General features: G+C 58.4%; 1 protein-coding gene. It reads left to right on the top strand.

Features of this window, described 5'->3' with window-relative positions:
* Positions 1 to 124: 124 nt before the first annotated feature.
* Positions 125 to 666, top strand: a 542-nt coding sequence (locus ACT3UQ_RS19725) for a recombinase family protein (RefSeq protein ID WP_444637822.1), incomplete at its 3' end; no start/stop codon positions are given.

Raw genomic sequence — 666 nt, 5'->3', positions numbered from 1 at the left:
CGGTCCTCCACCGGACACGCCAACCGCTGACCTGCTGCTTTGCTAATGGTGACCTATGAAGTGTCCGTATAGGGTGTACGGTGAACTGTCCGGTGAAGGATCCCTATGTGACACACTGATCTACATGTCTAAGATCATGGTCGGTTACGCACGCGTGTCCACGGAGGAGCAAGACCTCACCGCCCAGCGTGATGCCCTGGCATCCCTCGGCGTTGAACCCGAACGCGTCTATGTTGATCATGGCTTTACCGGCAGGAACAAGAATCGCGCAGGACTTCACGAAGCCCTCGCCGCCTGCCGGGCCGGAGATACCTTCGTCGTTACCAAACTCGACCGCCTGGCCCGGTCCGTCCGAGACGCCCACGAGATAGCCGACGACCTCGCCAGACGCGAAATCAGACTCAGCATCGGTGGTTCCGTCCACGACCCCACCGACCCAATGGGCAAACTGCTGTTCAACGTCCTGGCGATGATCGCTGAGTTCGAAGCCGACCTCATCAGCATGCGCACCCGCGAAGGAATGAAGGTTGCCAAGGCCAACGGCCGACTCCGGGGAAAACAGCCAAAACTCACCGTGAAACAAGAAACACACCTCCTCGAACTGCACGATGCCGGCAAACACACCATGACCGAAATGGCAGAACTATTCTCCATCAGCCGATCCAC

It is taken from the genome of Glutamicibacter sp. AOP12-B1-11 (genome assembly GCF_052379245.1).
Taxonomy (GTDB): Bacteria; Actinomycetota; Actinomycetes; order Actinomycetales; family Micrococcaceae; genus Glutamicibacter.
This window is presented reverse-complemented; position numbering and strand designations above follow the sequence as displayed.